Origin of the sequence: Bordetella petrii (genome assembly GCF_000067205.1) — a bacterium.
GTDB lineage: Bacteria > Pseudomonadota > Gammaproteobacteria > Burkholderiales > Burkholderiaceae_B > Bordetella_A > Bordetella_A petrii.
Genome location: NC_010170.1, coordinates 1,917,469 through 1,944,207, shown reverse-complemented (window position 1 = coordinate 1,944,207; position 26,739 = coordinate 1,917,469). Strand labels below are relative to the sequence as shown.

The 26,739-nt window shown below is 67.7% G+C and carries 24 protein-coding genes; 8 read left to right on the top strand and 16 right to left on the bottom strand.

Annotated features, from left to right (window positions below; genetic code table 11):
* Positions 1 to 41: 41 nt before the first annotated feature.
* A complete protein-coding gene (locus BPET_RS09495; RefSeq protein ID WP_012248790.1) occupies positions 42 to 941 on the bottom strand; it encodes a LysR family transcriptional regulator in 900 nt (299 codons plus the stop codon).
* Positions 942 to 1,064: 123 nt separating this feature from the next.
* On the opposite strand from BPET_RS09495, the gene BPET_RS09490 reads away from it, so the two are divergent.
* Positions 1,065 to 1,856 (top strand): dioxygenase family protein, encoded by a 792-nt coding sequence (locus BPET_RS09490; RefSeq protein WP_012248789.1) that lies wholly within the window; start codon positions 1,065 to 1,067, stop codon positions 1,854 to 1,856.
* Here the strand turns inward: BPET_RS09490 and BPET_RS09485 are convergent.
* Together BPET_RS09485 and BPET_RS09480 are read right to left on the bottom strand one after the other, a co-directional pair.
* On the bottom strand, positions 1,834 to 3,099 hold the full coding sequence (locus BPET_RS09485; RefSeq protein ID WP_012248788.1) for a lytic murein transglycosylase: 1,266 nt from the start codon (positions 3,097 to 3,099) through the stop codon (positions 1,834 to 1,836). The genes BPET_RS09490 and BPET_RS09485 overlap by 23 nt on opposite strands.
* Positions 3,100 to 3,180: 81 nt before the next feature.
* A complete protein-coding gene (locus tag BPET_RS09480; RefSeq protein WP_012248786.1) occupies positions 3,181 to 3,981 on the bottom strand; it encodes a ferritin-like domain-containing protein in 801 nt (266 codons plus the stop codon).
* A gap of 79 nt (positions 3,982 to 4,060) precedes the next feature.
* Between BPET_RS09480 and BPET_RS09475 the strand changes: the two genes are divergently transcribed.
* Positions 4,061 to 5,200, top strand: coding sequence for a GNAT family N-acetyltransferase (locus BPET_RS09475; protein WP_041863734.1), 1,140 nt, complete (start codon positions 4,061 to 4,063; stop codon positions 5,198 to 5,200).
* On the opposite strand, the gene BPET_RS09470 is transcribed toward BPET_RS09475, so the two are convergent.
* Positions 5,188 to 5,658 carry a cyanophycin metabolism-associated DUF1854 family protein gene (locus tag BPET_RS09470; protein WP_012248785.1) on the bottom strand — a complete coding sequence of 157 codons (471 nt, stop codon included), beginning with the start codon at positions 5,656 to 5,658 and terminating at the stop codon, positions 5,188 to 5,190. The genes BPET_RS09475 and BPET_RS09470 overlap by 13 nt on opposite strands.
* An 18-nt stretch (positions 5,659 to 5,676) precedes the next feature.
* Complete coding sequence (locus tag BPET_RS09465; RefSeq protein ID WP_012248784.1) at positions 5,677 to 7,959, bottom strand: cyanophycin metabolism-associated ABC transporter; 2,283 nt, start codon at positions 7,957 to 7,959, stop codon at positions 5,677 to 5,679.
* 230 nt (positions 7,960 to 8,189) lie between these two features.
* On the opposite strand from BPET_RS09465, the gene cphA (BPET_RS09460) reads away from it, so the two are divergent.
* The 5 genes from cphA (BPET_RS09460) (at position 8,190) to BPET_RS09440 (ending at position 14,410) form a co-directional block, all read left to right on the top strand.
* Positions 8,190 to 10,802: a cyanophycin synthetase gene (cphA, locus tag BPET_RS09460; RefSeq protein ID WP_041862836.1), complete on the top strand. Its 2,613-nt coding sequence runs from the start codon at positions 8,190 to 8,192 to the stop codon at positions 10,800 to 10,802.
* 20 nt (positions 10,803 to 10,822) lie between these two features.
* Positions 10,823 to 13,396 (top strand): cyanophycin synthetase, encoded by a 2,574-nt coding sequence (cphA, locus tag BPET_RS09455; RefSeq protein WP_012248782.1) that lies wholly within the window; start codon positions 10,823 to 10,825, stop codon positions 13,394 to 13,396.
* 216 nt (positions 13,397 to 13,612) lie between these two features.
* Complete coding sequence (locus BPET_RS09450) at positions 13,613 to 13,813, top strand: CsbD family protein (protein ID WP_012248781.1); 201 nt, start codon at positions 13,613 to 13,615, stop codon at positions 13,811 to 13,813.
* A 30-nt stretch (positions 13,814 to 13,843) separates the two neighbouring features.
* On the top strand, positions 13,844 to 14,008 hold the full coding sequence (locus BPET_RS25945) for a DUF1328 family protein (RefSeq protein ID WP_012248780.1): 165 nt from the start codon (positions 13,844 to 13,846) through the stop codon (positions 14,006 to 14,008).
* Positions 14,009 to 14,068: 60 nt separating this feature from the next.
* Entirely contained in the window at positions 14,069 to 14,410 is a 342-nt protein-coding gene (locus tag BPET_RS09440) for a BON domain-containing protein (protein WP_012248779.1), read from the top strand.
* A 24-nt stretch (positions 14,411 to 14,434) separates the two neighbouring features.
* Here BPET_RS09440 and BPET_RS09435 read toward each other — a convergent pair whose 3' ends face one another.
* The 10 genes from BPET_RS09435 to BPET_RS09390 all read right to left on the bottom strand — a co-directional run bounded on the left by BPET_RS09435 (position 14,435) and on the right by BPET_RS09390 (position 23,677).
* Positions 14,435 to 15,316: a PhzF family phenazine biosynthesis protein gene (locus BPET_RS09435; protein ID WP_012248778.1), complete on the bottom strand. Its 882-nt coding sequence runs from the start codon at positions 15,314 to 15,316 to the stop codon at positions 14,435 to 14,437.
* A gap of 48 nt (positions 15,317 to 15,364) precedes the next feature.
* A complete protein-coding gene (locus BPET_RS09430) occupies positions 15,365 to 16,744 on the bottom strand; it encodes a 4Fe-4S binding protein (protein ID WP_012248777.1) in 1,380 nt (459 codons plus the stop codon).
* Between the two features lie 56 nt (positions 16,745 to 16,800).
* Positions 16,801 to 17,637: an FTR1 family iron permease gene (locus BPET_RS09425; protein ID WP_012248776.1), complete on the bottom strand. Its 837-nt coding sequence runs from the start codon at positions 17,635 to 17,637 to the stop codon at positions 16,801 to 16,803.
* 13 nt (positions 17,638 to 17,650) lie between these two features.
* Complete coding sequence (locus tag BPET_RS09420) at positions 17,651 to 17,983, bottom strand: cupredoxin domain-containing protein (RefSeq protein ID WP_085970252.1); 333 nt, start codon at positions 17,981 to 17,983, stop codon at positions 17,651 to 17,653.
* A 23-nt stretch (positions 17,984 to 18,006) separates the two neighbouring features.
* Complete coding sequence (locus tag BPET_RS09415; RefSeq protein ID WP_012248774.1) at positions 18,007 to 18,543, bottom strand: iron transporter; 537 nt, start codon at positions 18,541 to 18,543, stop codon at positions 18,007 to 18,009.
* Positions 18,544 to 18,682: 139 nt separating this feature from the next.
* A complete protein-coding gene (gene phaR, locus BPET_RS09410; RefSeq protein WP_012248773.1) occupies positions 18,683 to 19,249 on the bottom strand; it encodes a polyhydroxyalkanoate synthesis repressor PhaR in 567 nt (188 codons plus the stop codon).
* A gap of 96 nt (positions 19,250 to 19,345) precedes the next feature.
* Positions 19,346 to 20,083 (bottom strand): acetoacetyl-CoA reductase, encoded by a 738-nt coding sequence (phbB, locus tag BPET_RS09405; protein ID WP_012248772.1) that lies wholly within the window; start codon positions 20,081 to 20,083, stop codon positions 19,346 to 19,348.
* A 72-nt stretch (positions 20,084 to 20,155) separates the two neighbouring features.
* On the bottom strand, positions 20,156 to 21,778 hold the full coding sequence (phaC, locus tag BPET_RS09400) for a class I poly(R)-hydroxyalkanoic acid synthase (protein WP_012248771.1): 1,623 nt from the start codon (positions 21,776 to 21,778) through the stop codon (positions 20,156 to 20,158).
* A 181-nt stretch (positions 21,779 to 21,959) separates the two neighbouring features.
* Positions 21,960 to 22,715 (bottom strand): peptidoglycan editing factor PgeF, encoded by a 756-nt coding sequence (gene pgeF, locus BPET_RS09395; RefSeq protein WP_012248770.1) that lies wholly within the window; start codon positions 22,713 to 22,715, stop codon positions 21,960 to 21,962.
* A complete protein-coding gene (locus BPET_RS09390) occupies positions 22,703 to 23,677 on the bottom strand; it encodes an RluA family pseudouridine synthase (protein ID WP_012248768.1) in 975 nt (324 codons plus the stop codon). Before BPET_RS09390 ends, pgeF begins: the two co-directional genes overlap by 13 nt.
* Positions 23,678 to 23,734: 57 nt before the next feature.
* On the opposite strand from BPET_RS09390, the gene BPET_RS09385 reads away from it, so the two are divergent.
* Complete coding sequence (locus BPET_RS09385; RefSeq protein ID WP_407921184.1) at positions 23,735 to 24,580, top strand: outer membrane protein assembly factor BamD; 846 nt, start codon at positions 23,735 to 23,737, stop codon at positions 24,578 to 24,580.
* Positions 24,581 to 24,598: 18 nt separating this feature from the next.
* On the opposite strand, the gene BPET_RS09380 is transcribed toward BPET_RS09385, so the two are convergent.
* On the bottom strand, positions 24,599 to 26,680 hold the full coding sequence (locus BPET_RS09380; RefSeq protein WP_012248767.1) for an ATP-dependent DNA helicase: 2,082 nt from the start codon (positions 26,678 to 26,680) through the stop codon (positions 24,599 to 24,601).
* Positions 26,681 to 26,739: the final 59 nt, after the last annotated feature.

Sequence of the window (26,739 nt, the reverse complement as noted above, 5' to 3'; positions counted from 1 at the left end):
AATAAAGGCGGTACGGCACCGCCCGCAAAAGGCGCGCAGGCTCAGTCGGGCCACGGCGCGTGCGCGAAGTGGCCGGCCAGGAAGTCGACCAGCGCGCGCACCCGCGGCGGCACGTGCCGCCGGGTGGGATACATAGCGTAGATGCCCAGTTCGGCGCAGCGGTATTGCGGCATCAGCTCCACCAGCGAGCCGGCGCGCAGGGCGTCGCCAACCAGAAAGGTCGGCTGCAGGATGACGCCCAGGTGCGCCAGCGCGGCCTGCACGCAGGTGTCGCCATTGTTGGCGCGCATGACGGGCTGGATGCGCACGCTGACTTCGCCCTCGCTGCCATGGAAACGCCATTCGTCGCGGCCGGCCCAGTAGCTGTACGCAATGGCGGCGTGCATGGCCAGCTCTTTGGGATGCTCGGGCCGCCCGTGCGCCTGGATATAAGCGGGGCTGGCGCACAGCACCATGCGCGTCGAGGCCAGATGGCGGCTGATCAGCGTGGAGTCGGCCAGCTGCGTAATGCGCACAGCCACGTCGTAGCCTTCGTCGACCAGGTCGACCACGCGGTCGGCCAGGGTGATGTCCAGTGTCAGCCTGGGGTGCTGAGCCTTGAAAACCGCCCACAGCGGCGCCAGGTGGCGCACGCCGAAAGTCAGCGGCGCGTTTACGCGCAACAGCCCGCCCACCTCGCCGCTGCGGCTGTTGACTTCGGTTTCGGCGTCTTCGACTTCGGCCAGCAGCATTTTGCAGCGTTCATAGAACAACTGCCCTTCTTCGGTCAGCGATTGCCGGCGGGTGGTGCGCTGCATGAGCCGCACGCCCAGGCGGGTTTCGAGCTCCGTCACGTGGCGCGAGACGCCCGCCTTGGACATACGCAGGGATTCGGCGGCTTTCACGAAGCTGCCGGCCTCGACCACCGCGGTGAACACGCGCATTTCTTCGAAGCGATCCATATTACCCACCATTCTTGGAACAATGTTTCCACAAATGGCTTATTTATCTCTATTCACTAGGCAATTACAGTCTAGTAAACGGGCTGCCCCGTCCCGGGCCAGCCTTAACGGAGATTTTCTGCCATGCAAGCACAGCCTACTCTTTTCGTGTCCCACGGCGCGCCCACCTTCGCCCTGGAACCCGGCCGCGCGGGGCCGCTGCTGGCGGCCCTGGGGCAACGCCGTCCGACACCGGCCGCGGTGCTGATCGTATCGCCGCACTGGATGACCCGCGGCCTGGCCGTGACGGCATCCACGCGGCCCGAGACCATTCATGATTTCGGCGGTTTTCCCGCGCCGCTGTATGCGTTGCAATACCCGGCCCCGGGCGATCCCGCCCTGGCGGCGCGCGTCGCGGCGCTGCTGGGCCAGGCCGGCCATGCGGTCGCGCTGGATGACCGGCGCGGCCTGGATCATGGCGCCTGGGTGCCCATGCTGCATATGTTTCCCGCGCACGACGTGCCGGTGGTGCAGCTGTCGTTGCCTGCCTCGCTGGAGCCCGCCCAGGCCTGGGAGCTGGGACGCAACCTGGCGCCGCTGTCCGGCGAAGGCGTGCTGATCGTGGGCTCGGGCAGCCTGACACACAACCTGTATGAATTCCGCCAGCGCGACGGCGCCGACGAACCCTACGTGCAAGCCTTTACCGAGTGGGCGCGCGCGGCGGTGCGCGCGCATGACCGCCAAGCCCTGGAAGGCTACCTGGATGCGGCCCCGCAGGCGCGCCGCGCGCATCCCACGGCCGAACATTACCTGCCGCTGCTGATCGCCGCCGGCGCCGCCGCCCCGGGATCCGAGGTAGAGGTGCTGGACGGCGGCATCAGTCATGGCGTGCTGTCGATGGACGCTTACGTATTCAACGCGCCGGCGGCGCATTGACGCCGGCGGGCGGGTCGGCGGCGTTCTGGCGCAGCCATAGCAGGGATTTCTGCCCTGCCCGCCCATCGGCCACGAGGCCGGCTTCGCGCTGCACGGCCTGCAGGGCGGTGCGGGTGCGCGCGCCGATCAGGCCGTCGGGCTCGCCGATGTCGTAGCCGCGCGCGATCAATAGCGATTGCAACTCGCGCCGCTCGGCGCGCGACAGGCCGGGATCGTCGGTGGGCCAGGCCCGTACAAAGGGGCCGGCGCCGCGCAGCCGGTCAGACAAATGGGCAATGGCCAGCGCATAGCTTTCGGCGGCGTTGTACGAATACACCGCATCGAAATTGCGCGTTACCAGAAAGGCCGGCCCCTGCGGGCCCGCCGGGAGCAGCAGGCCTGCCGGGGTATCGCCAGCCGGCAGCGGCTGGCCATCGACGCGCTTGACGCCCTGCGCGGCCCACGCCGACATGGGACGTTTGTTGCGGCGGCCCGCGATGCGGATATCCAGGCCCGCCGGCAGGGCCACTTCGAAACCCCAGGGCAGCCCGGACTGCCAGCCGGCGCGCTTCAGGAAGTTGGCGGTGGAGGCCAGGGCGTCGGGCACGCTGTCGACCAGGTCGCGGCGTCCGTCTCCGTCGAAATCGACCGCCAGGCGCAAATAGGTGGAGGGCATGAACTGTGTCTGGCCAAAGGCGCCCGCCCAAGATCCGTTCAGGCGCTCGGGACGCACGTGTTCTTGCTCGATGATTTTCAGCGTGGCGAAGAACTCGCCGCGGAAATAGCTTTGGCGACGCCCGAAGCATGACAGGGTCGACAGCGAAGTCAGCAGCGGCCGCCCGCCCAACTTCTTGCCGAAGTTGCTCTCCACGCCCCACACCGCCACCACCGTGGCCGGATCGACGCCGAACTGCGCCTGCGCGCGGGCCAGCTCGGGCTGCCACTGCTGCAGGGCCTGCCGCCCGTCGGCGATGCGTTCGTCGTCGACCAGCGCGGCCAGGTAGTCCCAGATGGGAGTTTTGAATTCGGGTTGTGCATCCAGCGAAGCGATCACGCTCATGTCGGGCGCGAGGCCTTGCGTGTAGGTATTGAACGTGCTTGCGGACACGCCCTGGCTGGCCGCCTGGCCGCGCAATTGCGCCAGGCAGCCGGCGAAAGCGGCCGTGTCGGCGGACGCGGCGATGGCATCGGCGGGCGGCGCGGCGCGCACGCCGCCCGCCAGCAGGGCCAGGCACAGCAAGGAAAGCGAATGTCGGGAGATCATGGCGTCGATTCTATAGGCAGGCGCGCGCCGGCGCCGTGCGGCCACGCCTTAGCGTGGTATCGCGCTGTAACCGCGCACGGCCTAGGTTTGCTGCAGGGCCTGCAGTTCGGCCTCGTCGAAGCCGGCCTGGCGGCGCGCCGCCAAGTTGAACGGACCGCGCAGCTTCGGGGCGCCGTAGCGGCGCGCCAGGTCGGCGTAGCAAACCACGGGGTCCAGGCCGCGCTGGGCGCACAGGTGGCGATACCAGCGGTTGCCGATTGCCACATGGCCGATCTCATCGCGCAGAATGATGTCCAGGATGGCCGCGCCGGCGGCGTCGCCCGCGCCGGCCAGCTTGTCGCGGATCAGCGGCGAGGCATCCAGGCCGCGCGCCTCGAGCGTACGCGGCACCAGGGCCAGCCGGGCCAGCAGGTCGTCACGGGTTTTCTCGGCCATTTCCCACAGCCCGTTGTGGGCGGGAAAATCGCCATAAACATGGCCCAGGCTGTCCAGGTGGTCGTTCAAGAGCTCGAAGTGATAGGCCTCTTCGCGCGCCACCCGCAACCAGTCGTGGTAGTACTCATGCGGCATCGCTTCGTAGCGCCATACTGCATCCAGCGCCAGGTTGACCGCATTGAACTCGATGTGCGCCAGCGCATGCAGCAGCGCGGCGCGTCCTTCGGGCGACTGCACCGAGCGCTGCCGGACCTGGCCCGGCGGCACCAGCTCGGGCGCATCGGGGCGCCCGGGCAGGCCGGCAGGTTCATCCAGCCGGGTATTCGGGTCGACAGGAACGGCCTCGCCAATAGCGCGCACCAAGGCCAGCTTGTCGGGCCAGGCGCGCGTGGCCAGCGCGGCCAGGGCCAGCCGGCGGATGGAATCGGGAAAAGCGGTATCGGTCATGCCTGGTGATCGGATGGCCGCAGGCAAGGGCTGCGGCACGGCGCGGGAACTTGTCAACGCCAGACTTTATCATTGCACCATGAGCCCCCCTGCCCGTCTTGCCGTCGAAACCTCGCTGTCCCGTGTGGACGCATGCCAATGGAACGCGCTGGCGGGCGAGCAGCCGTTCGTGCGCCACGAATTCCTGTCAGCCCTGCACGACACCGGTTGCGCGGCGCCGGATACGGGCTGGGCGCCGTATTACCTGCTGCTGCGGCGCGCCGACCGGCTGGCTGGCGCCGTGCCGCTATACCTGAAAGGGCACTCTCGCGGCGAATACGTGTTCGACTACGCCTGGGCCGATGCCTTCGAACGCCACGGCCTGCGCTATTACCCCAAACTGCTGGCCGCCGTGCCTTTCACGCCGGTGGGCGGTCCGCGCCTGCTGGCCGCCAATGCCGACGACCGCCTGGAGCTGGCGCATGGCCTGGTCGAACTGGCACAGGGCCTGAAAGTGTCGTCGCTGCATGTGCTGTTTCCGGGCGAAGACGATCTGGCGGCGCTGCGCCAGGCCGGTTGCATGGTGCGCGAGGGTGTGCAGTTCCATTGGCGCAATGCCGGCTACGCCAGCCTGGATGCCTTTCTGGCGGAACTGAACCACGACAAGCGCAAGAAGATTCGCCAGGACCGCAAGAAGGTGCAGGCCGCCGGCGTCGAATTCCGATGGCTGAGCGGCGCGCAGATCGACGCCGCATCGCTGGCGTTCTTTTATCGTTGTTACCGGCATACCTACTTTGCCCACGGCAACCCGCCCTATCTCAGCGCCGAGTTCTTCCAGCGCCTGCACGCGGCCCTGCCCGGCGCGCTGGTGCTGGTCATGGCGCTGCGCAACGGCGAGCCCATCGCGGCCGCGTTGAACATGCAGGGCGGCGACATCCTGTACGGCCGCTACTGGGGCGCGCTGGAGTTCGTGCCGGGCCTGCATTTCGAGACCTGCTACCTGCAGTCTATCGACTACTGCATCCAGCACGGCCTGGCGCACTTCGAGGGCGGCGCACAAGGCGAGCACAAGATGGCGCGCGGCCTGCTGCCCACCCCTACATGGTCGGCGCACTGGATTGCCGACCCGCGCTTCGCGGCCGCGATCGAGGATTTTCTGGAGCGCGAAACCGAGGCCGTGGACGACTACATGGGCGAACTCGAAGCCCACACGCCGTTCCGGCGGTCTTACAAGAAGTGATCCAGCAACCGGCGGCTGTGGCGGTCGAGCGCCGCGGTGTCGCGCACCAGGTAATGAATGCCGTGGCTGTCTGAAATCAGCAGCATCTGGCCAGCCAGGCGGCGGATGTCTTCCTCGCCTTTCAAGGTGAACTCGGTGGGTCCGCGATCGGTGTGCACCTGCCACACCGATGGCGTGGCAAACGCCGACACGGCTTCGAGGCGCTGGATTTCGGGCATGAACTCCCGGCCGGCCAGGGCTTCCTCGACCTGCTGTCGCGCTCGCGGCGGCAGGGTTTCCAAGGCGTCGAACCACGCCAGTTCCTGGCCGTCGGCGCTGATGATGGACACGCCCTGCGAGGGCGCGCTGACTGGAAACGCCCGCACGGCCAGCACGCCCTCGTGCGCTGGCCCGTCCACGGGCACATACACCAGCCTGCCCTGGGCGTTGCGGTACAAGTCGAAAGCGGGAAGCGTCATGGCAGGCTCGCGGGCGGTTCAGGCGTGGGGCGCATCATCGTCGTCGCCACCATCGGCATCGTCGACATCGTCGCGCAGGTCGGCCTCGCCGGTCCGGGCCTGCGCCTGGTACAGGCGATAGTAGGCGCCCTGGCGCGCCATCAGCGCCTCGTGCCGTCCTTGTTCGACGACGCGGCCGTGAGCCAGCACCACCAGCCGGTCGGCGCGGCGCAGCGTGCTCAGCCGGTGGGCAATGGCAATGGTGGTACGCCCGCGCACGAGATTGTCGAGCGCCTTCTGGATTTCTTTTTCGGTGGTGGTGTCGACCGATGAGGTGGCTTCGTCCAGGATCAGGATGCGCGGGTCGATCAGCAAAGCGCGCGCGATCGAGATGCGCTGGCGCTCGCCTCCGGACAGCGCCTGGCCGCGCTCGCCCACCAGCGAGTCGTAGCCGTGCGGCAGGCGCAGGATGAAATCGTGGGCATGGGCGGCGCGGGCCGCGGCCACGATTTCGGCGCGCGTGGCCTGCGGCCGGCCGTAGGCAATGTTTTCGGCGATGGTGCCGAAGAACAGGAACGGCTCTTGCAGCACCAGGCCGATGTGCCGGCGGTGATCGGCAATGCGCAGATTGCGGATGTCGATGCCGTCGACGAGTATCGCGCCTTCCGACACATCATAGAAGCGGCAGATCAGGTTGATCAGGGTGCTCTTGCCGGAGCCGCTGTGTCCCACCAGTCCGATCATTTCGCCAGGCGCGATGGCCAGGTCGAGCCCCTGGATGACCGATCGGTTGCCGTAGCGGAACGCCACGTTGCGCAGCTCGATACGGCCGGCCACGCGATCCAGGCGCGCCGGCGCGTCGGGTTCGGGCACGCTGGATACGTGGTCGAGAATATCGAAAATACGCTTGGCGCCGGCAGCCGCCTTCTGCGTGACCGAAACGATGCGGCTCATCGAGTCGAGCCGCGTATAGAACCGGCCGATATACGCCAGAAAAGCCGCCAGCACGCCCACCGTGATCTGCTTGTTGGCAACCTGCCAGATGCCGAACACCCACACCACCAGCAGGCCGATTTCGGTCAGCAGCGTCACCGTCGGCGAAAACAGCGACCACAGACTGTTGACGCGATCGTTGACTTCCAGGTTGCGGTTGTTGGCTGCGCGAAAGCGCTGCACCTCGCGTTTTTCCTGCGCGAAAGCCTTCACGACGCGGATACCCGGTATGGTGTCGGCCAGCACGTTGGTAATGTCGGCCCAGATGCGGTCGACTTTTTCGAAACCGTGGCGCAGCCGGTCGCGCACCGCATGGATCATCCACACGATGAACGGCAGCGGCGCCAGCGTGACCAGCGCCAGCCACGGATTGATGGACACCAGGATGGCCGCGGTCATGGCGATCATCAGGACATCGGTGGCAAAGTCGAGCAGGTGCAGCGACAGGAAAATGCAGATGCGGTCGGTTTCGCTGCCGATGCGCGAGATCAGGTCGCCGGTGCGCTTGCCGCCGAAGTACTGCAGCGACAGCTGCTGCAAGTGTTCGTAGGTAGTGGTGCGCAGATCGGCGCCGATGCGCTCGCTGACCCAGGCCAGAATGTAGGTGCGCGCCCAGCCCAGCCCCCACGCCAGCGCGGCCGAGGCGAGCAGCCCGCCCAGGTACAGACGCACCAGCGAATAGTCGATGGGCGCGCCATTCTGGAACGGGATCAGCACGTCGTCCATCAGGGGCATGGTGAGATAAGGCGGCACCAGGGTGGCCGCGGTGGCCAGCAGGGTCAGCACGAAGCCGGCCAGCAGCGGGCCCCGGTATGGCCGGGCGAAACGCCACAGGCGCAGCAATGCCCAGGACGAGGGCGGCCGGGCCGCGGCCTGCGCACACACCGGACATTCGGCCTGCCCGGCCGGCAGCGGCAAATGGCAAGTGGAACAGGCGGGCGCGCTGGTCTGCCGGCCAGCCTGCACGGCGTCGAAGGCCGCCACCAGCCGCAGGGCGGCGGCATTGCGGGCCAGGGTGAAGCGCCAGGCCGCCAGGCGCACCGGACCGTCGCGCAGTTCGAGCGTGGCGACGCCGGCGTGGTCGGCCAGGCTCAGGCGCAGCCGCGGCGCAACCGGCCATTCACGCCATTGGCCATCGTCGGAGCAGCACGCCAGCAGGCGCCGGCCGGTCAGGACAACCGATCCTGGCCGAAAGGCCAGGTGCGCATCCAGGTCGGTTTCCAGCCGCGCCAGAATGGCTTCGCCCGGCGCGAGGCGGGACTGCACCGCATCGTGCCGGCCGGCCGGCGCCTGCCCGCAAGCGCCGGAAAGAAGCTGCTTTTTAGTCATGGATGGCGATCCGCCATGGCCGGGTTGTCGGCCTGGCCGAACGTGTCCCTTCCGTACAACAACGCGAGTTTATCGGCGGGAAAAGGCGGCGTATAGTAGCAGCCGATTTCACCAATTTCCATCCTAGGAAACCACCCGCCCACGCATCGGCCCTGCTTCCCGCCCGACATCCCCGCCCGCTCTCCCCCGGGGTCTCCTGTCTGCCGACGCGCACCTCCCCCCACCAAAACATGAAAGACAAAGACATTGAATTTCTCGATGTCGTGGCTTTGCGCGGCCCGAACATTTGGACCTATCGCCCGGTGCTTGAAGCCTGGGTCGATATCGGCGCCCTGGAAGACTACCCGTCGAACACCATACCGGGGCTTTACGAGCGGCTGTCCACCTGGCTGCCCGGCCTGATCGAACACCGCTGCAGCCCCGGTGTGCGCGGCGGCTTCCTGCAGCGCCTGCGCGAAGGCACCTGGCCGGGGCACATCCTGGAACACGTCACGCTCGAACTGCAGACGCTGGCGGGCCTGCCCGGCGGCTTCGGCAAGGCGCGCGAAACCTCGACGCGCGGCGTCTATAAAGTGGTGGTGCGCGCCTGGCAGGAACAAGTGACGCGCGCCGCCCTGGACGAGGCCCGCGAACTGGTCATGGCGGCCATCCAGGACCGCCCGTTCGACGTGCAGCGCAGCGTCGCCCGTCTGCACGACCTGGTCGACACCCATTGCCTGGGCCCCAGCACCGCATGCATTGTCGATGCCGCCGACGACCGCGACATTCCCTGCATCCGGCTGTTCGAGGGCAACCTGGTGCAGTTCGGCTACGGCGCCCGCCAGCGCCGCATCTGGACGGCGGAAACCGATCGCACCAGCGCCATCGCCGAAGGTATCTCGCGCGACAAAGATCTGACCAAGACACTGCTGTCGGAATCCGGCGTGCCGGTGCCCGAAGGCCGCCAGGTGGACAGCCCGGCCGACGCCTGGGAAGCCGCGCAGGACATCGGCCTGCCGGTGGTCGTCAAACCGTGCGACGGCAACCACGGCCGCGGCGTGTTCACCAACCTGGCCAGCCAGACGGAAGTGCTGTCGGCCTATGCCGTAGCGGTCGAAGAAGGCAGCGGCGTACTGGTCGAGCGCTTTGTGCCCGGCAATGAGCACCGCCTGCTGGTGGTGGGCGATCGCCTGGTCGCGGCTGCCGCCGGCGAGCCGGCCTGGGTCACCGGCGACGGGCGCAATACCGTCTCCCGCCTGATCGAACTGCAGATCAACAGCGATCCACGGCGCGGCCGCACCGAGAACCACCCGCTAAACATCGTGCGCCTGGATTCCGCGGCGCGCCTGGAGCTGGCGCGGCAGTCGCTGTCGGCCGACAGCGTGCCGGCAGCCGGCAGGCGCGTGCTGATCCAGCGCAGCGGCAATGTCGCCTTCGACGTCACCGATCGCGTGCATCCCGATACGGCGGCCACCGTCGTGCTGGCCGCGAAGATCGTCGGGCTGGACGTGGCCGGCGTGGACCTGGTGGCCGAAGACATCTCGCAACCCCTGGACGACCAGCGCGGCGCCATTGTCGAAGTCAATGCCGGGCCAGGCCTGCTGATGCACTTGAAGCCCGCCGACGGCCCGCCGCGTCCGGTGGGCCGCGCTATCGTCGACCATCTGTTTCCCGTCGGCGACGACGGCCGCATTCCAGTGGTAGGCATCACCGGCGCCAACGGCAAAACGGTGGTGGCGCGCCTGGTGGCGCGTCTGCTGGCGTTGGCCGGCCGCCATACTGGCCTGGCCTGCAGCGAAGGCCTGTATCTGGGCTCGCGGCTGGTGCAGGCGGGCGACCGCGCCGACTGGGCCAGCGGCCGGCGGCTGCTGATGAACCGCAGCGTCGAGGCCGCCGTCATCGAGAACGACAGCGCCGTCATCCTGGGCCAGGGGCTGGCTTACGACCGCTGCCAGGTCGGCGTGGTCACCAACATCGACCAAGGTGATCACCTGGGCGACTTCGACATCCAGGACACCGACCGTCTGGCCAACGTGTTCCGCACCCAGGTTGACGTGGTGTTGCCCGGCGGCGCGGCCGTGCTCAATGCGCGCGACCCGCTCGTGGCCGGCATGGCGCCGCTGTGCGACGGCGACGTGGTGTTCTTCGGCATCGACCCCGGGTTGCCCGCCATCGCCGAACAGCTGGCGCAGGGCAAGCGGGCCGTGTTCCTGCGCGGCGGCTCGATTGTGTTGGCCGAAGGCCGCAATGAAACACCATTGGCCGACATCGCGGCAATACCGCTCACCCATGGCGCGCGCGTGGGGTTCCAGGTCGAGAACGTGCTGGCGGCGGTCGGCACCGCATGGGCGCTGGGCATTCCAGACGCCATCATCCGCGCCGGCATCGAAGCCTTCGACATCGACCAGGCCGACGCGCCCTGGCAGTTCACCCTGTTCGAACGCGGCGGCGCCACGGTGGTCGTTGACGACGTGCACAACGCTTCGGCGCTGCAAGCCCTGATCGACGCCGCGGCGCGCTTTCCGGCCAGCCGCCGGTGCGCCGTGTACGCTGCCGGGGCCGACCGCCGCGACGCCGACCTGATCGAGCAAGGCCGCTTGCTGGCCGGCGCCTTCGACCGCGTGGTGCTCTACGACGATGCCACGGTCACCAGCCGGCGCCCGGCCGGACAAGCCCGCGCACTGCTGCGCCAGGGCCTGGCCCAGGGGACGCGCCCGATTGACGTGCAAGACGAGCCCGATCATGCGCTGGCCATCGGCCTGGCGCTGGACCACATCCAGGCCGGCGACTTCGTGCTGCTGCAGTCCGACGAAGCCTATTCCGGCCCCACCATCGACCGCGTGCGCCGCTGGATCCAACAATAAACGACGCCAGGAACCCGCCCATGGAAGTCTCCCGCATCCGAGCGCTGCGCGGCCCCAACCTCTGGAGCCGCAACACCGCAATCGAAGCCATCGTCACCTGCCATGACGCCGAATGCGCCATCGACGAGCACCTGCCTGAATTCGAGGCCCGCCTGCGCGCGCGCTTTCCGCAAATCGGCAGGCTGCGGCCCGACGGCCAGCAAGAAGCGTTGTCGATCGCGCACGTGCTGCAGGCGGCCGCCCTGGCGCTGCAGGCGCATGCCGGCTGCCCGGTGGCCTTCGGCCGCACGGCCGCCACCATCGAGCCCGGCGTGTTCCAGGTCGTGGTGGAATACAGCGAAGAAGCCGTCGGCCGGCTCGCCATCGAGCAGGCGGCGCAATTGCTTGCCGCCGCGCTGGACGACACGCCCTTCGACCTGGCCGGCGCGCTGGCGCGGCTGCGCGAGCTTGACGAAAACCTGCGCCTGGGACCCAGCACCGCGTCCATCGTCAATGCGGCCCTGGCCCGCAATATTCCTTTTCGCCGGCTTACCCAGGGCAGCATGGTGCAGTTCGGCTGGGGCAGCCGCCAACGGCGCATCCAGGCTGCCGAAACCGACGCCACCAGCGCTATTGCCGAATCCATCGCGCAAGACAAAGACCTGACCAAGATGCTGCTGGACGCGGCCGGCGTGCCGGTGCCGCGCGGCTGTTCGGTGTCGGACCCGCAAGCCGCGTGGGACGCCGTCCGCGAACTGGGCGGGCCGGTGGTGATCAAACCGCGCGACGGCAGCCAGGGCCGCGGCGTGGCGGTCAACATCGAGACGCGCGAACAGGTCGAGGCCGCCTATCGGGCGGCAGCCGACATCAGCGGCGAAGTCATCGTCGAACGCTACATCCCCGGCCATGACTTCCGCCTGTTGGTCGTGGGCGACAGCCTGGTGGCGGCCGCGCGCCGCGACCCGCCGCAAGTCACCGGCGACGGGCGCCACACCGTGCGCGAACTGGTCGAGCAAGTCAATGCCGATCCGCTGCGCGGCGACGGTCATGCCACATCGCTGACCAAGATCCGCTTCGACGACATCGCGCTGGCCACGCTGAAAAAACAGGGCCTCGATGCCAACTCGGTGCCGCCGGCGGGCATGCTGGTGGCGCTGCGCCACAATGCCAACCTGAGCACCGGCGGGTCGGCCACGGACGTCACCGACGAAGTGCACCCCGACCTGGCGGCGCGCGCCGTCGCCGCGGCGCGCATGGTGGGCCTGGACATCTGCGGCGTGGACGTGGTGGCCGAAACGGTGCACCTGCCGCTCGAAGAACAGCACGGCGGCGTGGTCGAAGTGAACGCCGCGCCGGGGCTGCGCATGCACCTGAACCCCTCGTTCGGCAAGGGCCGCGCGGTGGGCGAAGCCATTATCGCCAGCATGTTCGCCGAAGGCGACGACGGCCGCATCCCGGTCGTGGCGGTGGCAGGCACCAACGGCAAGACCACCACCGTGCGGCTTACCACCCACCTGCTGGCCGGCAGCGGCCTGCGCGTCGGCATGACCAACTCCGACGGCGTCTACATAGGCGCGCGCAGCATCGACAGCGGCGACTGCAGCGGGCCGCGCAGCGCGCGCCGCGTCCTGGCGCACCCGGGCGTGGATGCGGCGGTGTTCGAAACCGCGCGCGGCGGCATCCTGCGCGAAGGCCTGGCGTTCGACCGGTGCGACGTGGCCATCGTCACCAACCTGGGCATGGGCGACCACCTGGGCCTGGGCTACATCAGCACCGTGGAAGACCTGGCCGTGGTCAAGCGCGTTATCGTGCAATACGTGCATGCCGGCGGCACCGCCGTGCTGAACGCCACGGACCCCATCGTGGCCGACATGGCATCGGCCTGCCCCGGCTCGGTGACATTCTTTTCCAGCGACCCGGCGCACCCTCTTATCGGCACGCATCGCGCGCAAGGCCATCGCGTGGTCTACCGCGACGGCCCGGACATCGTGGCCGCGCAAGGCGACGCCGAGGTCCGCATCGCGCTGGCCGATATCCCTCTCACACATGGCGGCGCCATAGCCTTCCAGGTCGACAACGCCATGGCCGCGGTCGCCGCGGCCTGGTCGCTGGGCGTGGACTGGCCCGTGATCCGTCAGGGCCTGGCCGGCTTCATCAGCGACGCGCAGACCGTGCCGGGGCGCTTCAATATGTTCGACTACCGGGGCGCCACCGTCATTGCCGACTACGGCCACAACCCCGACGCCATCCAGGCGCTGGTGCAGGCGGTCGAAGCGCTGCCGGCGCGGCGGCGCAGCGTGGTGATCAGCGGCGCCGGCGACCGGCGCGACGACGACCTGCGCCGCCAGACCGAGATCCTGGGCGATGCATTCGACGACGTCGTGCTGTATGAAGACCAGTGCCAGCGCGGCCGCGCCGACGGCGAGGTGCTGACCCTGCTGCGCCAGGGGCTGGCCGGCGCGCAGCGCGCCCGGCACGTAGAGGAAATTCGCGGCGAGTTCCTGGCCATCGACACGGCGCTGGCACGCCTGGAAGCAGGCGACCTGTGCCTGGTGTTGGTCGACCAGGTGGAAGCCGCCCTCGCACACTTGAAGCAACGCACCGCGGCTGCTTGAACGCCACGCAGGCGCGACCTTGCAGGGCTGGTTACGCCGGCCCGTCAAAGCGCCTCAAAACTTTACTGAACTGTAACTCCGCTTGCAGCATCAACCGCCGCGCCCGTGGCCGCGAGAGCGCGCCGGGTGCGGCTTACATTTGCCTACAGCCGTGTTTGACACTCCCTGTGTGCGCCCCGTACGGTGATGAAACGCTCATCAACCAGGAGGACCACCATGAACAACGACATCGTTGCAGGCAAGTGGAAGCAATTGACTGGTAAAGCGAAGGCCGCGTGGGGCGATCTCACCGACGACGAGCTGACCCGCACCGAAGGCAACGCGGAACAGCTGGCCGGCCTGATCCAGGAGCGCTACGGCAAGACCAAGGAAGAAGCCGAGAAAGAAGTGCGCGCATTCTTCGACGCCAACCGCTGATCCCTTTTTCTTGATTCGAGGAGAACCCACATGCTGTATTACGCCGTTGTTTTCTTCGTCATCGCCATCATCGCCGCAGTACTCGGCTTCGGCGGCATTGCCGCCGGCGCCGCGGGCATCGCCAAGATCCTGTTCTTTGTGTTCCTGATCCTGGCGCTGCTGTCGATCCTGAGTGGCGCATTCCGCAAGAAGTAGGTCGTGGGCGGCGGGCATCCGGCCGCGCCGCCTCCGAACCCGCAACATAAGGAGAACATCATGCAAACGCGCAAACTGATCGTTGCAGCCCTGTTGGGCGCGGGCGCCGTGGTCGGCGCCACGGCGCAAGCCGCCGAAGGCGAAGCGCCCAAGCAGTCGATGGGCGAGTATGCGTCGGACGCCATGATCACCACCAAGGTCAAGGCAGCCTTCGTGGCCGATGAGACGCTCAGCGCGCTGGACATCGCCGTCGAAACCACCGAGGGCACCGTCACGCTGACGGGTGCCGTCGGCACCGAAGCCGAAGTCGAGCAGGCCGCCCGCGTGGCCCGCGACGTAGAAGGCGTGAAGCAGGTGCAGAACGACATCAAGGTCGATCCGGCCAAGGCCAAGCCGAACTGATCTTCCCCGGGTCCGGCGCGGCTTCTAGGCTTGCGGAATGCGCACCGTGCCGCGACCCAGTTCGATCACCCGCCCCCCGACCTGGATGGCGCCGTCGCGCGCCACATCCAGGTACAAGCTGCAGGGCCGCGACACCTGACGGCCCTGCCGCACTTCGATGCGTGCGGGCAGTGGCTTGCCGCGCGCCACCAGCCATCCGCCCAGGTTGGCGCAGGCCGATCCGGTGCCGGGATCTTCGGCCACGCCCCCACCCTCTTTCGTGAAGAAATACCGCGCTTGTACCACCTGCCGGCCGTCGCGCCCAGGCGTGGGGTCGAAAGCGAATACGTAGGCCGTCTTGCGTCCCAGGGTGCTGGGCTGCCACTGATGCAAGCGGCCGCTGTCGGGCTGCGCGCGCTGCACGGCGTCGACCGATTTCAGCGGCACGAGCAACTGGTCGGCGCCGGTGTCGACCCATAGCGGGGCATCGAGCAAGTCGGCGACGTGCAGACCCAACTGCGCGGCGATCTCGCTGGCCGCCAGGGCCGGCGCTGCCGTTTTGGGCGCGCCCGAGGCGGGTGCGGTAAGCGTCCAGGTGTCGCCCCTTGCTTGCACCGGCACGATGCCGGCGGCGAATTCCAGTGTCAGCGCATCGCCGCCAGCGGCCAGCTCGCGCACCACGTGAGCCGTGCCCAGCGTGGGGTGTCCGGCAAAGCGCATTTCGTAGCCCGGCGTGAAAATGCGCACTCGCGCGTCGGCCTGCGCGCTGGGCAGGATGAACGTGGTTTCAGACAAGTTGAACTGCCGCGCCAGGTCCAGCATGGCCTGGTCGTCCAGGCCGCGCGCATCTTCGAACACGCACAGTGGATTGCCGCCGAAGGTGGTGTCGGCGAAGACATTGAGCAGGCGAAAGGCGTAAGTGTGCATGGCGGCGCGACGGCAATCGGCGAAAGGCCGATGATAGCGCGCCGTCCGCTACCAGACGGCGAAGAACAACACCCAGGCCGTGCAGAACGGCACCAGCCCGGCCGCCATCAGCAACCATGCCGCCAGCTTGCGCGGCCAGGCTGCCGTGCGCTGCGCCAGCAGGCGCCAGCCCAGCCGCAGCGACCAGGCCACGGCCAGCGTCAGCAGCGTGAAGCGCACCGGGTCGGCCCAGCCGGTTTCCACGCCTTCGTGCCCCAACAGGGAGACGGTGGTGGCCGAAAGCCCCAGGAACACGCCTATGCCGGCCGCCGGGATCAGCGCCTGCGCCAGCTTGTGCAGGCCTGCCAGACGTCCGCCCGGCAGGCGCGCCGGCGCGGCGAGATCGGCCGCCCATAGCGCCGCGAAGGCCGCACCGCCCACGACCACTGTGCTACCCACCACGAACAGCAGGATGCCCGCGCCGTCCAGCCACGAAAAGCTGTCGTTCATTTCCGGGTAGTGGGTCAGGATGAACCACGGCGCGTTATCCATCAGCGGCCACAGGATGTCGTGCTCGACCAGCCACGTCGCCGCCCACTGCTTGACCGTCACGAACCAGGGGCTGGCGCTCCAGAGGAATGCGCCGATGGCGATGCCCATCAGTCCGAAGCAGATCAACGCGGTCTGCCAGGCGTCGCCGCTGGCCACGTGCACAATTTCCTCTTCGGGCGAACGCGGCGTCAGCGCGATGGCCCCGCGGTAATCGCTGCAGCGGCCGCACACGTGGCAGTCGCCCGCGCCCTTCATGTGGCGCAGCGGCACCAGCGGCGCGCAATTGACAGGCTCGATGCGGATGACCGGATGCCGCCAGGCTTCTTCGTCGACCTTGAAGTGCCAGGGCGCCAGCTTGGCCAGCAGGTTGAACACGCCGTTGACCGGGCACAGGTACTTGCACCACACGCGCTTGCTGCGCCCATACCGCCAGCCCACCACCATGGCGGCCATGGTGGAGCCGCCCAGCACCGCGAGCACCGCCAGCGGATATTGGTACACACTGACCAGCTGGCCGTAGATGGTGGTCAGCGCAAAGGCCACGAACGGCCAACCGCCCCAGCGCATCCATTTAGGAATGGAGCGGCCCTGCCCGCGTTCGCTGGCCCATTCGGTCAGCATGCCCTCGGGGCACAGCCAGCCGCACCAGGCGCGGCCCAGCAACGGAATGGACACCAGCACGAACGGCCACCACACGCCCCAGAACGCGAACTGCGCGACGATGGTCAGGTTGTTGAATACCGAAGCGGCGTTGTCGGGCAACGGCAGCAGCGCCGGCACGATCAGCAGGAACGCGTAGACACAGACTACGCACCACTGCAGCTTGCGCAGCAGCGGAGCATGGTCGCGCAGAAAATCGGCGAAGCGGGCGGCGGAACGCCCGAGTACGGCTGCCATGGATCAACCTTCAAATGCAATGGCCGGCAAAATCGCCGGCCGGTCAGGCAACTGCTTCATGCGGGTGCTGTGGCCCGGGCCGGCCGCCGGCCCGCCCGGCGCAGCAGCGCCCATACTACTACCCAATAGGCCAGCCACAACAATACCGAGGTCAAGGCGGGGTAGGCGCGATAACCGGCAAAATCGGCCAGCACTTTACCCAGGCCGCTGCTGTCGTCGAGCAGCCAGGAACTATCCCACACCGGGTCGACCAGCGTGGGCAGCTCGCCCAGCGATATCAGGCGGTCGAGGCCACCCATCAGCAGGGAGCCGGCCAGCAACAGCAGCAGGATTTCAGTCAGGCGGAAAAAGCGCCGCCAGGTGATAAGCTTGCCGCCCAGCTGCAGCAGCCAGAAAGTCAGCAGCGCGATGGCGAAGCCGGCCACGCCGGCCAGCGCCAGCATACCCGTGTCGCCGCCCTGCCCGGCCGCCAGAATGCCATACAGGAACACCACGGTTTCGCTGCCTTCGCGCGCCACGGCGATCATGACCAGCACCAGCAGGCCCCACCAGTTATTCTGAGCCAGCGAGACGCTGGCCCCGGATTCGAGCTCGCCTTTCAGCGTGCGGCCATGCTTTTTCATCCAGACGACCATCTGCACCACCAGCGCGCAGGCCGCGAGCGACATGCCCGCCTGGAACCATTCCTGCCCCTCGTCGCTAAGCCACGACGACACGCCCAGCAGCACCAGCGCCAAGGCCACGGCCAGCGCCAGCCCGGCCGCCACGCCGCCCCACAGATAGGGCAGCCCGCGGCGACCCGCGGGGCTGGCGCGCAGCCACGAAAACAGGATGCCGACGATCAGCAGCGCTTCGACGCTTTCGCGCCAGACAATGAAAAGTACCTGTTCCATGACTACCGCCGGATCAGTCTTTGGGAAGCACCACCAGCGTGCCGCGCACGTCCTGGTGGAAATCGTCGAAGAAGGGATACTCGCCCGGCCGCGAAATGGTGATCACCACGAACGACTTGACGCCAGGGCCCATCACTTTTTCCTTGCGCAAGGGAATGCTCTCGAATTCGACCGGCTCGTTGCTTTCGTTGACCAGCTCGATCTTGAAGCGGCCAGCCGGCACTTCCAGGCGCGCCGGCTCGAAAGTGCCGTCGGGCTTGAAGGTAAGCTTGAAAGTGGGCAGCTCGGCGCGGGCCACGCCCGGCAGCGCGGCCGACAGGCCGACGCACAGTGCCAGCGCGGCCAGCCAGGCAACATGGCGGCGCACGATCAATACCCGCCCTTCTTGCCCGTGCCGGCGTAGACGAATTCGTAGTCGAGCTCGAAGGGTTCGAACCACGGTCCAACGCCGGTTTCTTTGTCGATATGGCGGCCGAAGTGGCTCATCTTGTTGGCCGAGGGCGGCATGACGGTGTACTTCAGCTTGTACTTGCCGGGGCCTTCGAGCTTGACGTTGTCGCCGTAGTGCGGGCCGTCGTTAGCCACCATGGGCATGAACGTGCCTTTCTGGACGTTCTGGCTGCCGACCTTCTGGATTTCGAACTTCACGACCAGGTACGGCACCCATTCGCCTTCGGGGAACCCGGTTTTGTTGTCGGCCGTGGCGTGAATGTCGGCCTCGAGGTGCACGTCGGAGTCTTGGGCGGGGCGCATCATGCCCGGCGGGTCCATTTCAATGGGCTGCAGATAGACCGCGCCGATTTCCATGCCCCCCTTCTGCACCGGCTCGCCGATAGGGTATTCGACCGCCAGGGCGCTGCCCGACAACGCCAGGCCAACTGCCAGCGCCAAGACTTTTTTCAACATATGCGGAGCCTCGATAACAGGATGGGGAAAGCGGTTCCGGGTTTAAACAAGAACCGTTTTCATTACTGTATCGTGAACGTCCTGACAATTTCCTGACATATCGCAAGCCGCACTAATTCCCGTCCGGCTCCGCCCCCCGCTATTTGCGGCCGCCTTGTGCGCCGCCGCCCGGCGTGAACGGGAAGGACGAGAACATGGCGCGAGTCTGGTCCTGCATCTGGTCTTGCATCTGCACGAACAGGTTTTTGCTCTGGTCGATGTAGTTGTTCATCATGTTCTGCAGCATGGGGGTCTGCACGTTCATGAACTGCGCCCAGGCCTCGGGGCCGAACTGGCTGCCATACAGTCCTTTCGACTGCTCGGCCATGCGCTGCTGGATTTCCATGAAGGCCTGGATGTTCTTTTCCAGGTACGAGCCCATGATCCCCTGCATGGCATGGCCGTAGAAGCGGATGATCTGCGACAGCATGTTCGACGAGAACATGGGCATGCCGCCGCTTTCTTCTTCAAGAATGATCTGCAGCAGGATGCTGCGGGTCAGGTCGTCGCCGCTCTTGGCGTCGACCACCTGGAACTCTTCGCTGGCCAGCACCAGCTGCTTGACGTCGGCCAGGGTGATGTACGTGCTGGTCTGCGTATCGTACAGACGGCGATTGGGGTACTTTTTGATCAGGCGTAGGCTGGCGCCGGGTTGTGCTTGCGTCATTAGGTTGTCCCCGAGATCGGCGATCTCTTTTAACTTTGAAGTATTCCAAGTGTAAGCCGGAAAGACTGCCTGGCGCCTTCCCGGCCAGTTGCAGAATCAGCCCATGTGCAGGCCGCCGTTGAGCGAAAAATCGGCGCCGGTGGCAAAGCCCGATTCATCCGAAGCGAGCCACGAGGTAATCGAGGCGATTTCTTCCGGCGTACCCAGGCGGCGCACCGGAATCGTGGCGACGATTTTTTCCAGCACGTCGGGCCGGATGGCTCGCACCATGTCGGTGCCGATATAGCCGGGCGACACGGTGTTCACCGTGACCCCCTTGCTAGCCACCTCTTGCGCCAGCGCCATGGTGAAGCCATGGATGCCGGCCTTGGCGGTGGAATAGTTGGTTTGCCCGAACTGGCCCTTCTGCCCGTTGACCGAGCTGATGTTGACGATGCGGCCCCACTGGCGCTCGACCATGCCGTCGATGACCTGCTTGGTCACGTTGAACAGGCTGTTCAGGTTGGTGTCGATGACCGCGCGCCAGTCATCGGCCGACATCTTGCGGAACAGCCCGTCGCGCGTAATGCCGGCATTGTTGACCAGCACGTCGACCGGGCCCAGGTCGCGAGAAACGCGCTCGAACGCCGCCACGGTGGAATCCCAGTCGGACACATTGCCCACCGAGGCATAGAAGGTGTAGCCCTGCGCCGCCTGCTCGTCGATCCATTGCTGGTAATTGCGGCTGGGACCGCAGCCGGCCACCACGCGAAAACCGTCTTTGGCGAGCCGGCGGCAGATCGCCGTGCCGATGCCGCCCATTCCGCCCGTAACGTATGCCAGTTTCCCGCTCATGTCCCTTCCTCCTGCGCGCTGGGCGCCTAAATAACTGCATGCAGCCTGACTGCGTAATGCCCTGCGGGCCGCTCACGTTGCCCTGACTTTCACGTAACTTCCTGGCGCCGGCTCGAGCGGGCGATAGCGCGCATTGCCGGCGCGGCGGGGCGCCTTGCGACGCGCGCCCGCATGCCCGGCCAGCCAGCCGGCCCAATCGGGCCACCAGCTGCCCGGGTGTTCTTGCGCCTGCGCCAGCCACGCGCCCGGATCGCCCGGCAGCGCGGCGGCATCGCTGGCCCAATAGCTGCGCTTGCCGGCCGCGGGCGGATTGATGACGCCGGCAATGTGCCCCGAAGCCCCCAGCACGAATCGCTGCGGCCCGCGCAGCAGTTGTGTGGACGCATAGGCCGATGTCCAGGGCACGATGTGATCCTCGCGCGAACCGTACAGGTACGCGGGCATGTCCAGGCGGGTGAGATCCAGCCCCAGGCCCGCCGCCTGCGCGCGCCCCGGCACCTTGAGATTGTTTTCGAGATAGGTATTGCGGAAATACCAGGTGAAGAACGGCCCCGGCAGGTTGGTGCTGTCGCCGTTCCAGAAGAGCAGGTCGAAGGCCGGCGGCGTCTGGCCCTTCAGGTAGTTGCCCACAACGTAGTTCCAGACCAGTTCGTTGGGCCGCAGGAACGAGAACGTGGTGGCCAGGTCGCGCGCCGGCATCAACCCGCCCTGCCCCAGCTGGCGGTCGCGCATCAGGGCGTGGGCCTCGTCGACGAATACCTGCAGCACGCCGGTATCGTGGAAATCGAGCAGCACCGTCAGCAGCGTAAGCGATGCCGCCGGCCGCTGGCCGCGCGCCTGCGCAAGCGCCAGGGCCGAGGCCAGCATGGTGCCGCCCACGCAGAAACCCAGCGCGTTGACCTGCGGCTGGCCCGAGATGTCGCTGGCGACCTCGAGCGCCTTCAGGACGGCATCGTCCAGGTATTGCGACCAGGTCGCGGCATCGGTGCCGTCGGTATCGGAGGCGAGCGGGTTGCGCCACGACACCATGAACACCGTATGGCCCTGTTCCACCGCGTAGCGCACCAGCGAATTGGCCGGCTGCAGATCCAGGATGTAGAACTTGTTGATATTGGGAGGCACGATCACCAGCGGACGCTCGTACACGGTATCGGTTTGCGGCGTGTACTGGATCAGCTGGAACAGCGGGTTCTGGAACACCACCTGCCCGGGCGTGGTGGCCACATTGCGGCCGATCTCGAACTGGCTTTCGTCGGTCTGAGTGATGCGCCCCTTGCGCAAATCGTTGACCAGGTTGGCCAGGCCATCGCTGAGCGCGCGCCCGGCGGTGTCGATGATGGCCTGCTGGGCATCGGGATTGAACGCCAGGAAGTTCGACGGCGCCAGCGCGTCGACCCATTGCATGATGGAAAACCGCAGCCGGTTGCGCAGCGCCTCCCCCACTTGGGCGGCATCGACCATGCGCGACAGCGCGCGGGCCGACAACAGGTAGGCATGCGCCAGCAACATATGCTGGCCGCTGGCTGCCCAGGCCTGGCTGCGAAAGCGCCGGTCGGCGGGCGGAGCCAGCACGCCGCGCCGGGATTCATCGCAGACACGCAGCCAGTCACGCGAGAACTCGGCCTGGATGTCTGCCAGGACGTCCGGCGCCACGCTGACCGGAACGGGCCATGCAGAAGAAGAAGGGGCGGTCACTTCGACACCATATTATGGTCGGGTGCGGGCAACGACTGCGAGCTCGGACCCGGCGTTGATCACTGCGCGGACAGCCCGATGTTGCATGGCGACATAGGGGCTGTCAATGCGGGTATACAAGGATACCCAGGCGGCGCGCCGCAACGCCGGCGGGCCGATGCCGCGGCGCGGCGCAATGCCCCTATTCGCGCCAAGCCAGCAGGGCCATGCGGCCTGTGACGCCGTCGCGCCGGTACGAGAAAAAACGCGCCGGGTCGGACACGGTGCACAGCCCGCAGGCCTGCGCATCCGCCACGCCGGCGCGCCGCAGGCGCAGCAGGGCCAGGGCCGGCAGGTTGGCCAGCCATTTGCCGTCCAGGCCGGGGCGCGGCGCGAAATGGGACAGGGCCTCGGGGCCATCGGCCGCGAACGCCTCGCGCACGTCGGCGCCCACTTCGAACGCCGCGGGCCCGATACCGGGTCCGACCCAGGCCCGCCAGCCGCGCGCGCGCGGCGCTTTGGCGCGCAGGCGCTCGAGCGTATGTTCGAGCACGCCGCCGGCCAAGCCGCGCCAGCCGGCATGGGCCGCGCCCACCACCGTGCCGTCCAGGTCGGTGATGAACACCGGCAGGCAATCTGCCACCATGATGGCCAGCACGCGGCCGGGCGTGGCGGTGACGCTGGCGTCCGCGGCGGGTTCATCGGGCAGGCCGCCATCGGCGTCGGCCACGTCGGCGCCATGCACCTGGCGCAGCCACAGCGGCTCGGACGGCACCACCGCGCGCACGCGCCGGCGGTTCTCCAGCACGGTGGCGGGCGCATCGCCGGCCCTCAGGCCCAGGTTGAGCGTATCGTGCGGGGCCACGCCGGCGCCGCCGCCGCGCGTGGTGCAGAAATAGCGCACGCCCGCCCATTGCGGACCGGTGATGACGGGCAGGCCTTGAATCATTCGCTCCATTGCAGGGCTTCCTGTACCTGGCGCATGTCGTCGGGCGGATCCGCGCGGAACGCGGCCGGCCCGCCGCCGCCCGGGTCGTCGAAATGCAGGGCGCGCGCATGCAGCATCTGGCGCGTCGCCCCGGCCGTGAGCCGGCCCCCGTACAACGTGTCGGCCAGCAGGGGGTGCCCCAGGCTGGCCAGGTGCACGCGGATCTGGTGGGTGCGGCCGGTTTCCAGGCGACAAGCCACTTCGGTCACCGGTCCGTCCGGGGCACGGCCCCGGCGCAGCGGCGCGTAATGCGTAATGGCGGGCTTGGGCGCGATGGGGCGCTCCACGCTCATGCGCACCGGCACGCGCGCATCGCGGCCGATGGGGCGATCGACCTTGCCGGCAACCGGCAGCCAGCCATGCGCCAGCGCAATGTACTCGCGGCCCATGCTGCGCGCCTGCAACTGGCGCACCAGATGGGTCTGGGCCAACTCGTTGCGGGCCACCACCATCAGCCCCGACGTATCTTTATCGAGCCGGTGCACGATGCCCGCGCGCGCGACCCGCGCCAGCTCCGGGTACCGGTGCAGCAGGCCATTGAGCAGGGTGCCGCTCCAGTTGCCGGCGCCGGGATGGGTGACCAGCCCGGCGGGTTTGTCGACCACGATCCAGTCGGGGCTCTCGGCCACCACGGCGAACGCTATCGGCTCGGGCGTGAAGGCCAGGCTTTCGGGAGCGGGCTGTTCCCACACGGCCAGCACGTCGCCAGGGCCCACCACCTGGCGCACCTTGGCCGGCGCGCCATTGACCTGCACCCAGCCGGCCTCGATCCAGCCCTGCAGGCGGCTGCGGGAATGCCCGTCGAGCAGGGCGGCCAGGATTTTGTCGAGCCGGTCGGCGCGCGTGCCTGCGGGCACCGTGATGAACTGGGGTTCGTCATCCGCCGCGAACCCGGTGCCCGCTTCGGCGGCGGGGGCGTCTGTATGGGACATGAAGACAGATCATATAATTCAGCGTGCCATCCTAACACCAAGGACATCAATCCCGTGATCATCCGCCCTGTCGCCTCCCCGAACCGCCCTGCTCGTCGTGGGTGGCCCCTGCGCGCGGCCGTCGTGCTGTCCATTGCCTTGGTCGCCGCGGGTTGCAGTGGCACTGACACAAAATATGACAAAACCGCCGGCTGGAGCGCCGAGCAGCTGTATGCCGACGCCAAGGCGGAAACGGCGGCGGGCGCCTGGAATGAAGCGCGCGAGCGCCTGACGGCCATCGAAAGCCGCTACCCGTTCGGCGTGTACGCCCAGCAGGCCCTGATCGACCTGGCCTATGTCAACTGGAAAGACGGCGAAAACGAACAGGCGCTGGCCGCCATCGACCGTTTCCAGCAGATGTACCCCAACCACCCGGGCACCGACTACATGCTGTACTTGAAGGGGCTGATCAACTTCACGCCGGCCAGCGCCTTCATGAGCAACCTTACCGGCCAGGACCCCGCCGAGCGCGACCCCAAGGGCTTGCGCGCGTCGTACGACGCATTCAACGAGTTGATCAAGCGCTATCCGTCCAGCAAATACACGCCCGACGCCGAAAAGCGCGTCACGTGGCTGGTGAACGCCATCGCCATGAACGAAGTGTACGTGGCGCGCTACTACTACGAGCGCGGCGCCTATGTGGCGGCCGCCAATCGCGCGCAGACGGTCATCACCGATTTCGAAGGCGTGCCCGCGGCCGAAGAAGCGCTGGTGATCATGGCGGCCTCGTACGACAAGCTCGGCATGACCGACCTGAAGAACGACGCCGAGCGGGTGCTCAAGACCAACTACCCCGACAGCACCATGACCCCGCAGAACCTGCTCACGGACAAGAGCTGGTGGAACCCGTTCTCGTGGAAGTAGGCGGGCGCCGGGCCTAGTTCAGGCCGCTTGCTGGCGCCGCGCGTAGAACGCCAGCACTTCGTTAAGGTCGCGCGTGCGCGAAAACGGCGGCAGGCCGCGCCACAGCCGCTTGCCGTAGGGTTTTTCTACCAGCCGGGCGTCGCCCACCATCAATACGCCCCAGTCGCTCTCGGTGCGAATCAACCGGCCCGCGCCCTGCTTCAGCGAAATCGCGGCCTCGGGCAACTGGTATTCGGCAAACGGGTTGCCGCCGCGCACCCGGCAGGCCCGCAGGCGCGCCTCGATGACGGGGTCGTCGGGCGGCGCGAACGGCAGCTTGTCGATCGCCACCAGCGTCAGCACATCGCCCGGCAGGTCGATGCCTTCCCAGAAACTCGCACTGCCCACCAGCACGGGATGTTCGAGCTTGCAAAAGCGTTCGAGCAGGTCGCGCCGCGTGGCATCGCCCTGCTTGAGCAACGGCCATTCGTGGCCGTGGTCTTCGAATGCCTCGGCCAGCAGGCCGGCCACGCGGTCGACGGCGCGCAGCGTGGTGCACAGCACCAGCGTGCCGCCCGGGCTGGCCTGCAGCAGCGGCATCAGGGTCTGCACGAAGCGTTCGGCAAAGCGCGGCGACTGCGGCTCCGGCATGTCGCGCGGCACGAACAGCAGGCCCTGACCGGTGTAGTCGAACGGCGACTCCCAACGCCCGGTGCGCGCGTCGTTCAACCCCAGCTGGCTGGTGTAATGATGGAAATCGCCGTGCACGGATAACGTGGCGGAAGTCAGTATCCATGCCTGCCCCGGCTTGCGAAACCGCGAGAATGCCTGCGCCACCGACAGCGGCGCTGAATGCAGCCGCACATGGTGCTGGCCGTGTTCGACCCAGCGCACCGCGGGGCCGGTGTAGTCGGCGGCCGCCGACAGCCCTTGCAATACAGCTTGCGGCACGGCCGGGCCGTCGTCGGCGGGCTGCGTCAGTGCATGGGTATCGCGGCCCCAGCCTTCGTCGTCGTGCGCGGCGCCCTCGCGGGCGGGCAGCGCCCAGCGCGCCAGGCGCAGCGAAATTTCGGCCCCGCCCCGCGCGGCCGCTGCCAGGTCGGGGTGTTTCTCGGCCACCGCGCCCAGGGCGCGCGTGGCGGCATCGACGGCCTGCCGCAGCGCGGCCAGCGCGGCATCGAACTGCGCCGGCTCGGGTATGGCCTCGAACGTGGCCTTGCGCCCCGGCAACTGGTCCAGCGGCGCGCAGGCCAGGCGCAGTTCGCGCGCGGCGGTCTCGACCTGCCGGCTGACATCGCTCCATTTGGCGGCCTCGCGCGCGTAGGCCAGGCCGGCGGCCTCGAGCGCGCGGCCGAAATCCAGCAATTGATGCGTGGACACGCTGCTGCCCAGGAACCGCGTGGCCGTATCGGGCAGCTGGTGGGCTTCGTCGAAGATCACCGTATCGGCCTCGGGCAGCAGGTCGGTAACGCCCTCTTCGCGCAGCACCAGGTCGGCCATGAACAGCGCATGGTTCACCACGACCACGTCGGCCTCCTGGGCCTGGCGGCGCGCCTTCACCACGAAGCAATCACGGATGCGCGGGCAATCTTGCCCCAGGCAGTTCTCGCGGGTCGATGTGACCCGCTGCCAGATGTCGGCGTCTTCGGGCACCTTGCCCAGATCGGCGCGGTCGCCCGTCTTGGAAATGCCGGCGAACACCTGGATCTGCCGCAGCTGCGAAATTTCGGTGCGCGACTTGAGCGCTCGTTCGTCGCCCTGCAGGCGGTCGAGGTGATAGTGGCATACATAATTGGCGCGCCCCTTGAGCAGCGCGGCGGTCACCGGCGCCGCCAGCGCCGCGCGCACGCGCGGCAGGTCGCGCGTGTAGAGCTGGTCTTGCAGCGTGCGCGTGCCGGTCGAGATGATGACCTTGCCGCCGGCCACGAAAGCCGGCACCAGGTAGGCCCAGGTCTTGCCAATGCCGGTGCCCGCCTCGGCCACCAGCGTGGCGCGATCGGTGATGGCGCGGCCGATGGCCTGCGCCAGTTCGACCTGGGCCGGCCGCGGCGCATAGCCGGGCAGCGCCGAGGCCAGCGGGCCATCGGCGGCGAAAAATTCGGAAATATCCAGGTCCAGCATCAGGGGGGCAGGCGGTGAAGTGGCCCAAATGATACTCTGCCCCGCCCCGCCCAGCCGTG

What these genes read in the sequence shown, in the direction of transcription:
- BPET_RS09495 (WP_012248790.1), bottom strand. Translation starts at nt 941, where the DNA reads ATGGATCGCTTCGAAGAAATGCGCGTGTTCACCGCGGTGGTCGAGGCC.
- BPET_RS09490 (WP_012248789.1), top strand. Translation starts at nt 1,065, where the DNA reads ATGCAAGCACAGCCTACTCTTTTCGTGTCCCACGGCGCGCCCACCTTC.
- BPET_RS09485 (WP_012248788.1), bottom strand. Translation starts at nt 3,099, where the DNA reads ATGATCTCCCGACATTCGCTTTCCTTGCTGTGCCTGGCCCTGCTGGCG.
- BPET_RS09480 (WP_012248786.1), bottom strand. Translation starts at nt 3,981, where the DNA reads ATGACCGATACCGCTTTTCCCGATTCCATCCGCCGGCTGGCCCTGGCC.
- BPET_RS09475 (WP_041863734.1), top strand. Translation starts at nt 4,061, where the DNA reads ATGAGCCCCCCTGCCCGTCTTGCCGTCGAAACCTCGCTGTCCCGTGTG.
- BPET_RS09470 (WP_012248785.1), bottom strand. Translation starts at nt 5,658, where the DNA reads ATGACGCTTCCCGCTTTCGACTTGTACCGCAACGCCCAGGGCAGGCTG.
- BPET_RS09465 (WP_012248784.1), bottom strand. Translation starts at nt 7,959, where the DNA reads ATGACTAAAAAGCAGCTTCTTTCCGGCGCTTGCGGGCAGGCGCCGGCC.
- cphA (WP_041862836.1), top strand. Translation starts at nt 8,190, where the DNA reads ATGAAAGACAAAGACATTGAATTTCTCGATGTCGTGGCTTTGCGCGGC.
- cphA (WP_012248782.1), top strand. Translation starts at nt 10,823, where the DNA reads ATGGAAGTCTCCCGCATCCGAGCGCTGCGCGGCCCCAACCTCTGGAGC.
- BPET_RS09450 (WP_012248781.1), top strand. Translation starts at nt 13,613, where the DNA reads ATGAACAACGACATCGTTGCAGGCAAGTGGAAGCAATTGACTGGTAAA.
- BPET_RS25945 (WP_012248780.1), top strand. Translation starts at nt 13,844, where the DNA reads ATGCTGTATTACGCCGTTGTTTTCTTCGTCATCGCCATCATCGCCGCA.
- BPET_RS09440 (WP_012248779.1), top strand. Translation starts at nt 14,069, where the DNA reads ATGCAAACGCGCAAACTGATCGTTGCAGCCCTGTTGGGCGCGGGCGCC.
- BPET_RS09435 (WP_012248778.1), bottom strand. Translation starts at nt 15,316, where the DNA reads ATGCACACTTACGCCTTTCGCCTGCTCAATGTCTTCGCCGACACCACC.
- BPET_RS09430 (WP_012248777.1), bottom strand. Translation starts at nt 16,744, where the DNA reads ATGGCAGCCGTACTCGGGCGTTCCGCCGCCCGCTTCGCCGATTTTCTG.
- BPET_RS09425 (WP_012248776.1), bottom strand. Translation starts at nt 17,637, where the DNA reads ATGGAACAGGTACTTTTCATTGTCTGGCGCGAAAGCGTCGAAGCGCTG.
- BPET_RS09415 (WP_012248774.1), bottom strand. Translation starts at nt 18,543, where the DNA reads ATGTTGAAAAAAGTCTTGGCGCTGGCAGTTGGCCTGGCGTTGTCGGGC.
- phaR (WP_012248773.1), bottom strand. Translation starts at nt 19,249, where the DNA reads ATGACGCAAGCACAACCCGGCGCCAGCCTACGCCTGATCAAAAAGTAC.
- phbB (WP_012248772.1), bottom strand. Translation starts at nt 20,083, where the DNA reads ATGAGCGGGAAACTGGCATACGTTACGGGCGGAATGGGCGGCATCGGC.
- pgeF (WP_012248770.1), bottom strand. Translation starts at nt 22,715, where the DNA reads ATGGAGCGAATGATTCAAGGCCTGCCCGTCATCACCGGTCCGCAATGG.
- BPET_RS09390 (WP_012248768.1), bottom strand. Translation starts at nt 23,677, where the DNA reads ATGTCCCATACAGACGCCCCCGCCGCCGAAGCGGGCACCGGGTTCGCG.
- BPET_RS09380 (WP_012248767.1), bottom strand. Translation starts at nt 26,680, where the DNA reads ATGCTGGACCTGGATATTTCCGAATTTTTCGCCGCCGATGGCCCGCTG.